Origin of the sequence: Maribacter sp. (genome assembly GCF_049667165.1) — a bacterium.
Taxonomy (GTDB): domain Bacteria; phylum Bacteroidota; class Bacteroidia; order Flavobacteriales; family Flavobacteriaceae; genus Maribacter_A.
In genome coordinates, this window is the sequence record NZ_JBATHS010000326.1 from 1 (window position 1) to 8,046 (window position 8,046).

7 protein-coding genes are annotated in these 8,046 nt (G+C 43.5%); 5 read left to right on the forward strand and 2 right to left on the reverse strand.

All coding sequences use genetic code 11. The features are described from left to right. Together WBM98_RS15045 and WBM98_RS15050 are read left to right on the forward strand one after the other, a co-directional pair. Window positions 1-338: hypothetical protein (locus WBM98_RS15045; protein WP_424366847.1), on the forward strand; the 338-nt coding region annotated here is incomplete at its 5' end. A gap of 129 nt (window positions 339-467) precedes the next feature. Further along, window positions 468-1,970, forward strand: a complete 1,503-nt coding sequence (locus WBM98_RS15050) for an OmpP1/FadL family transporter (RefSeq protein ID WP_424366848.1) — start codon at window positions 468-470, stop codon at window positions 1,968-1,970. A gap of 74 nt (window positions 1,971-2,044) precedes the next feature. On the opposite strand, the gene WBM98_RS15055 is transcribed toward WBM98_RS15050, so the two are convergent. Then, the gene (locus WBM98_RS15055) at window positions 2,045-3,490 is read right to left on the reverse strand and encodes a T9SS type B sorting domain-containing protein (protein ID WP_424366849.1); all 1,446 of its coding nucleotides are present in this window, start codon (window positions 3,488-3,490) and stop codon (window positions 2,045-2,047) included. Window positions 3,491-3,616: 126 nt separating this feature from the next. Then, window positions 3,617-5,425 (reverse strand): T9SS type B sorting domain-containing protein, encoded by a 1,809-nt coding sequence (locus tag WBM98_RS15060; protein ID WP_424366850.1) that lies wholly within the window; start codon window positions 5,423-5,425, stop codon window positions 3,617-3,619. Window positions 5,426-5,558: 133 nt separating this feature from the next. On the opposite strand from WBM98_RS15060, the gene folE reads away from it, so the two are divergent. Genes folE through yidD form a run of 3 tightly spaced genes read left to right on the forward strand, consistent with a single transcriptional unit; the run spans window position 5,559 to window position 8,013 of the window. Beyond that, complete coding sequence (folE, locus tag WBM98_RS15065) at window positions 5,559-6,239, forward strand: GTP cyclohydrolase I FolE (protein WP_424366851.1); 681 nt, start codon at window positions 5,559-5,561, stop codon at window positions 6,237-6,239. 15 nt (window positions 6,240-6,254) lie between these two features. Then, window positions 6,255-7,736, forward strand: coding sequence for a cysteine--tRNA ligase (gene cysS / locus WBM98_RS15070; RefSeq protein ID WP_424366852.1), 1,482 nt, complete (start codon window positions 6,255-6,257; stop codon window positions 7,734-7,736). 37 nt (window positions 7,737-7,773) lie between these two features. Beyond that, a complete protein-coding gene (yidD, locus tag WBM98_RS15075) occupies window positions 7,774-8,013 on the forward strand; it encodes a membrane protein insertion efficiency factor YidD (protein ID WP_424366853.1) in 240 nt (79 codons plus the stop codon). Window positions 8,014-8,046 lie beyond the last annotated feature (33 nt).

Genomic DNA, 8,046 nt, shown 5'->3' on the forward strand with positions numbered 1-8,046 from the left:
GGAGCGGCACCTATAGCAGAGGCACAAGCGGTTCGAGCAGCACGCCAAGGGCAACGACTCCGAGAACCTCAACCTATAGAAGTTCGGGAAGTCGCACAGGCAGTTCAGGAACGTATAGAAGTTCGGGTAGCAGTACACGAAGTTCTTCACCAAGAACAAGTAGCTATAGGTCGTCTGGCAGTTCCAGCTCAAGAAGTAGCGGAACCTATAGAAGCTCTAGCAGCGGCTCTTCAAGATCGTCTGTGGGTCGTTCTTCCTCCTCAGGCTCTAGTAGAAGTAGTAGTTCTGGCAGAAGCAGCAGTGGTTCTTCTGGTAGGAGTAGTGGAAGGGGAAATTAAATCCTAAACTATCAATCAGGTTATTAAAATCCGTGCAAAAATAAAATGAGCCATTACCGATTTGGCGACGAACCAAAATGTTGTATGGCTCATTGCATCTGACCTTATTAATCAAAAAAAAAAAAACAGATGAAAAGATATTTAACTTTCATGGTATTATTGGCATGCACCATCTCAAGTGCCCAAAATATCACCGATGTACTCCGTTATAGTCATGAAAATTTACAGGGCACAGCCCGATTTCAAGGCATGGGTGGCGCCTTTGGGGCCCTTGGTGGTGATCTCTCAGCACTTAGTATCAATCCTGCTGGTTCGGCAGTGTTCAATAATAGTCTGTTCACGATTTCCGGAACACACTATCAAAAGGATAATTTAGCCACTTATTTTGGAACTTCCTCAGGGTTCAAAACAAACAATTTGGATCTTAATCAAGTCGGTGGGGTCTTTGTTTTTAAAAGCAATAATGGCTCAGATTGGAAAAAAATGGCCATAGCGATCAATTACGATATGGTTCGGAATTTCGATGATGAATTCAGGGTTGTAGGCACAAGTGACCAGGGTATCGATACCTACTTTTTAAATTTCGCCCAAGGGGTTCCCTTTGGTTCGATATTGTTGCAAGAGGGGGAATATATCGAAGATGGCTACCTTGATATCGGGTCGGTCCAGGGCTTCGGGGACCAACAGGCTTTTCTAGGCTATTATGGCGGCGTCATTGATCCTCAAACCGAGGATGATACCAACACGGTCTATAATAGCAATGCCTCGTACAACACTGTAAATCAAGACTTTTTACGGGTGACCTCAGGTTACAATAGTAAATTTACGGTGAATTTCGCCACCCAATACCAAGACAACCTATATTTGGGCGCATCGCTTAATTTTCATACGGTTTTCTATGACCAATATGATGATTTACGAGAAAGTGGTTATGAGGCGGGATCATTGATCCAACAAACGGATTTTTCAAACTTCTTGCATACTGAAGGTTCCGGGTTCTCTTTGAATTTAGGGGCAATAGCGAAAGTAAATGAGAATTTTAGGGTGGGAGGCAGTTATCAATCCCCGACCTGGTATCGTTTGACCGATGATTTTTCACAACGCATCAATTCCGATTTGGCCGATGATGATATTAATTTCATCAACCATGACATTATCAACCTTTTTGAAGCATATACTATTAAGACCCCCGCGAAATGGACAGGTAGCGCGGCCTTGATATTTGGCAAGGATGGACTTCTAAGTTTGGACTATACCTACCAAGATATGTCACAGGCAGAATTAAGACCTGCGGGTGATGCTAGCTTTGCTACCATAAATTCACAGATCGGCAATAACCTTGATGGGGTTTCGTCCATTAGATTGGGGGGAGAATATCGCATAGACCAAGTGAGCCTTAGGGCAGGCTACCGATTTGAACAAAGCCCTTATGCCGATGGCAATAATATCGGGGATTTAAACGGTTATTCAGGGGGGATTGGTTATAACTTCGGAGGAAGTCGTTTAGACCTAGCAGTCAATTGGCTCGAGCAGGATTACAATATGCAGTTGTTCGACACGGGCGTAACAACGCCGGCCCTGATCAATAAAAAGAATACCAATGTATCTTTAAGCTATACGCTTAATTTTTAAGCCAAAAAATATTAGGTGATAAAAAAGACCCTGACGGCATGCCGTCAGGGTCTTTTTTATGAACTATCATCCCATTATCTTTTTAACGTAAAATGGGTACGAAGGCTCTTTGCAACCACTACCCCTTCCTCATCACGGGAATATTCCATCTTAAACCAATAATCCGACGAGGGCATGGGCCTACCATTGAAAGTCCCGTCCCATCCTATGGTGGTGGCATCCAATTGTTTCAACAATTTCCCATACCGGTCAAATATATGGACCACGGGATCAATTAGGGTCTCAATGCCCAATACATTCCAGTAATCATGGAAACCATCGGTATTTGGCGTAAAGAACTTGGGATACCCCACGACTAAAAACTCTAAGGGTTCTGTGGTACCACAGCCATTTTTGTCATTAACAATCACCGTATTGATGCCTGGAGGTACATCATTAAAAATGGGGTCATCTTGAAAATCACCCCCATTAATGGCATATTCATAGTCGCCGTTGCCTACCACATTGAATTGTACATTATTACTATCGGCAAGATCATCCAATACGGTCACTTCATTGCCAGGTTCCAGAACAGGTATGCCGTAAAACGTTATCAAAATATCATCGGTTATCACGGTAGCCAAACTCGTTTGAATCTCAACAAAATAGCGACCTGAATTAGGGCTCGTTACTGTCAACTCGGTTTCTGAAGGACCATCGGCCAAAGTAGCATCTACAACACCATCATCCTCATAATCCACAGTCCAGGTCACATTCGTGATATCCGGTCCCGCAGGAGAGTTTAAGGCGGTCAATACAATATCGGGATCGCCTTCGCAGGCAATGATGTCAAGCCCTAAAAATTCATCCCTAAGGGTGCAATCCAAGGCATTGTCCTGGTCGGCATCCACCGAACTACCGGTAAAGGTCAAGGAAAACTGTTCTGGATCCCCATCGAAATTGGTATTGAAATTATTCACAAGTATGTAATAGATTTCCCCGGGCAGAACATCCAACCATTCATCGTAGGTGTTCTGGCTTCCTTTCACAAAAGGTCCCCCAGCAACGCCATTCTCCGGGTTCACACCAAGACCTGTAAAATTTGTATCGTTTACTTCGTAATTACAGCGTATGGGTTCGGAGGTACCATCACCTATAATTGTACAGAAATTTTGACCACTGGTCTGATCATAAGGGCCATACACCGCAAAATCCCATTCGGCTGTCGGCGTACCGACACCGCCAACGGGCAATGCCTCAATATCAAAACCGACCTGCCCCCCGGTACCCGCCCTAAAGACGAACCATGAGGTATTGTGTTCTATATTGGCGGAACTTACGCTTCCTTTTTCCAAACAACCACTCTGTCGTACAACATCGGGATCAAAATCATCGACATCACCACTACCATCGACAAAAGGCATAATGGGTTGTCCATCAGCACAAACGGGAATGGCACTTCTACAATCTGGGGAGTTCTGGGCCTTGGTCCCTGTTAGGAACACCAAAAAACAACCAAGAACTAAAATATGTGTTCGCATAAAAATGGGGCTAACGTTATACCAGTAACATCTAGTATAACTCAACCACTTTTATTTTATTATATTTTGTCGGTATTTTATGCAGTTAATCGATAAAACGCAGGTATAACCCCTAAATCAGGCGTGCTATCTTTTAAGGGAGAAATGGTTGTTGATATACTTCGCCACCGATCTTTGTCCGTTGACATCGGTATAACTCAATTTGAACCAATAGTCCGATGAGGGCAAAGGATTTCCATTGTAACGGCCATCCCAACCAAGATCCTTTTCATCCAACTGTTTCAAAAACTTCCCAAAACGGTCAAAAATCTGTACAATGGGATCTTCCAGTTCGGATATCCCCGCTATGTTCCAATAATCATTGCGATCATCCCCATTGGGCGTAAAGAATTTCGGAAAACCAACCACGATAACCTGCTCGGTAACCGTACCACATCCGTTCGCATCGTTCACCGTAATCGTATGCGCCCCAGGGAGTACGTCGGTAAAAACATTCGAAGATTGAAAATCCCCATCATCCAATTGGTATTCAATATGATCGGTAACATTGGTCAAAATGGTCAGGGTGTTGTCGGTCTGTAAATCGTCGATGATCACATCCGTTATCTCAGGTGTTATCGATGCGGCTACATGAATGGTTCTTGAATCACTACAGGTCAAGCCCGCTTGTGCATTGGTCGCTGTTACGGTATAGGTACCCGCTTGGTACACTTCAATACTTGATGTGGTTTCTCCGGAATCCCAGATATAGGTATAATTGGGATTCGGAGGAACAGACGCTCCTATAGTTATACTTGCATTTTCAGCACACAGGTAGACCTCGGTATCGAAATCCATGATCGGGGACTCAAGATGGGTTAATTGAAAGTGTTGGCTGGCATCAAAACACATGGGATTCGTTATCGATGATACCCGTACATAAATCGGTTGTGAGCCATTCCCCACCGCATACGTCTTGGACAAGGCATTGACGCCATTCGTCGCATCTGCCATACTTAGGTGATAACTGACGATGAATTCCGTAGGATTTTGTCCGCCCAAAACCTCGGCATCCTTTTGAGAAAGATCATAGGTGGTTTCACCTGAACAAGAGGCATCATCGGTCAAAGGATAGGCCAAAGGTATTGCCGAATATACCACTTGTACATCACTGATAACCGTGCTTCCATCAGGTAATGCCACGTTTACCCTATATGTACCAGTTCCGGTGACCTCAAAGGTTGGGTTATTTTCTCCTAAAATAGGTTGGAACCCACTGCCATTATCGCGATACCAATCGTAAGTAACCGCATTTTCGGTAGTGGCATCAAGTGGTACGCTATCATTTTCGCAGGCGGAAATCGGTGGTCCCAATAAATTACTGATAATGGAACAATCTAAGGCATCATAAGGATTCGTGATAAAAATGGACCCCGAAAACTGAATGGAAAAACCGGAATTAATGTTACTGAAGTTATTGATCAACAAATAGTAATCCTCCCCAGGCTCTACCTCTAGCCAATCATCATACTGCACGTTTACAGTAGTTCCTGTTGGGTCCTCCCCCACTCCGATAAAGGCATTCTGATCTTGGTTATCAAAAAAGTTACAACGCACAGGTTCTCCCAATGCTTTGCAATCATTTGTTTTATATAATGCGAAATCCCAATCCTCAGCAGTATCAAACCCGATATTGAAACCCAACTGACCAGATGCCCCGGTCCTAAAACGATACCAGGCAGCATTGGATTCGATGGCTCCCGTAGTTGTTGTTTCCAAACACCCCGTCATTTGCGCCCCATTAAAATCATCGATGCCATAGCCCATAGTTCCTCCATTGACCGGTGTATTGTTACAAATGGGGATGGCGTTGCCACAATCGGGAGCTACCTGTGCGGTAGCACCGGAAACCCCTAGCAGGAAGACTACAAAGAACCATACAGTTTTAAACTTCATTGGCAATTTTAACTTGAGGATCATAAAAATAATCCGTGATGGTCCTTAACACTAATTTATGTTGTGTATTGCCCCTAATCGATCATAAAGTGCCATATAATGTATATCTTTGCCGTTCTGTAATGTTTTTTAAATGAAAATGGATAGTACATTGGAAGAACGCTATGAAGAAATGGGAAATGATCACGTTTCTTCGGCTGAGGACACCCCATTACGTGAGGATGCCTTTGTGTTGAACGAGGAGGAAAAGATAAATCGCATTCGCACGAACGTACGGGAGATCATGCTCACACTTGGGCTCGATTTAGACGATGACAGCCTAAAAGGTACCCCCAATCGCGTTGCCAAAATGTTCGTAAAAGAGATTTTTAGTGGTTTAGATCCACAAAAAAAACCGAAATCATCGACCTTTGAGAACAAATACAAATACGGTGAAATGTTGGTTGAAAAGAACATTACGCTCTATTCTACCTGTGAGCATCATCTCTTACCGATTGTGGGCAGGGCCCATGTTGCCTATATATCCAATGGTACGGTTGTTGGGCTTTCAAAAATGAATCGCATTGTCGACTATTTTGCCAAAAGACCACAAGTTCAGGAACGGTTGAATATACAGATTGTTCGGGAACTCCAAAAAGTATTGAACACCGATGATGTGGCATGTGTAATCGATGCCAAGCATTTATGTGTAAACTCCAGGGGCATACGGGATATTGAAAGCAGTACGGTCACTGCGGAATACGGGGGGAAATTCAAGAACGAAGCCCTTCGCGTCGAATTTTTGGAATATTTGAATCTAGATACAAAATTTTAATAGTCGTCACCTCAAATGCAATTGTACCAGAAGCAACCCCTTAAGATCACAAATTCACTTACGGGCAAAAAAGAAATCTTCGAACCCATCGATGAAGGCCATGTAGGCATGTATGTGTGTGGGCCTACGGTCTATAGCAATGTGCATTTAGGCAACTGCCGCACCTTTATGTCGTTTGATATGATATTCAGGTATTTAAGGCATTTAGGCTATAAGGTCAGGTATGTGCGCAATATCACCGATGCAGGACATTTGGTTGATGATGCCGATGAAGGGGAGGATAAGATCGCAAAAAAGGCACGGTTGGAGAAAATTGAGCCGATGGAGGTGGTACAGCGGTACACCATCGACTTCCACAATATCTTGGATCAGTTCAATTTTCTACCCCCAAGCATAGAGCCAACGGCAACCGGTCATATCATTGAACAATTGGAAATCATTAAGGAAATCCTCGCAAAAGAATATGCCTATGAGATCAATGGCTCTGTCTATTTTGATGTCAAGAAGTTCAATAAGGACTACGACTATGGTAAATTAAGTGGTAGAAAATTGGAGGATATGATTGCCAATACCCGTGAATTGGCGGCCCAAAGCGAGAAAAAAAATCCACAGGATTTTGCATTATGGAAAAAAGCCGAGCCCGAGCATATTATGCGGTGGCCTTCCCCTTGGGGCGATGGATTTCCTGGATGGCATTTGGAATGTACCGCAATGAGCACCAAATATCTTGGGGAAACCTTTGATATTCATGGCGGTGGCATGGATTTGAAATTTCCGCACCATGAGTGTGAAATAGCGCAAGCAGAAGCCAGTTATGGCCATGCTCCCGTGCATTATTGGATGCATGCCAATATGCTGACCCTGAATGGAAAGAAAATGGCCAAATCAACGGGCAACAATATTTTGCCTGGTGAGATTTTTACCGGCGAGAACGACATTCTTAGTAAACCTTTCACCCCTTCGGTGGTACGTTTTTTTATGATGCAGGCCCACTATACCAGTATCTTGGACCTTAGCAATGATGCTCTTTTGGCCTCTGAAAAAGGGTTTTATAGAATGATGGAGGCCATTGATAACCTCAATGATCTGGGGACCAAAGGGACTTCGGATTTCAATGTTCCCGAATGGCGGCAGAAATGTTATGATGCCATGAATGATGATTTCAATACGCCCATTCTAATCGCGCATTTGTTCGAAGGCGTAAAGCATATCAATCTCATCAAGGAAGAGAAAGAGAATATTACCGCGCAGGACAAGGAATTACTACAACAAACCATGCACGATTTCGTATTCGAAGTCTTGGGCTTGGAAGATAAATCGGAAGGGAACCAGGATTCGAACAAGCTTCAGGGTGTCGTTGAATTATTGATTCAATTGCGCAATGAGGCTCGTACAAATAAGGATTTTGCCACCTCTGACAAAATTCGTGATCAATTATCGGCCATGGGCATTCAATTGAAAGACGGTAAGGATGGCACTACCTTCAGTGTTTCCTAATTCACGATAAAACTACGAACGCCTAGGTTTAAAGGAAATGGATACTAAAATCTCTGTAAAAAAAATACTGATTGCACCCTTTGTGTTTTTGGTTAAATTTTATCAATATGCCATTTCCCCATACACACCGGCAACATGTCGGTATTCACCAACCTGTTCACAGTACACCCTGGAAGCCTTACAAAAACATGGCCTTTTTAAAGGGGGTTGGTTGGCCCTAAAACGCATCTTCAGTTGTCACCCTTGGGGCGGCAAAGGATATGACCCTGTACCCTGACAGAAGGGAAATTTTAAAAATACACTACCCCTA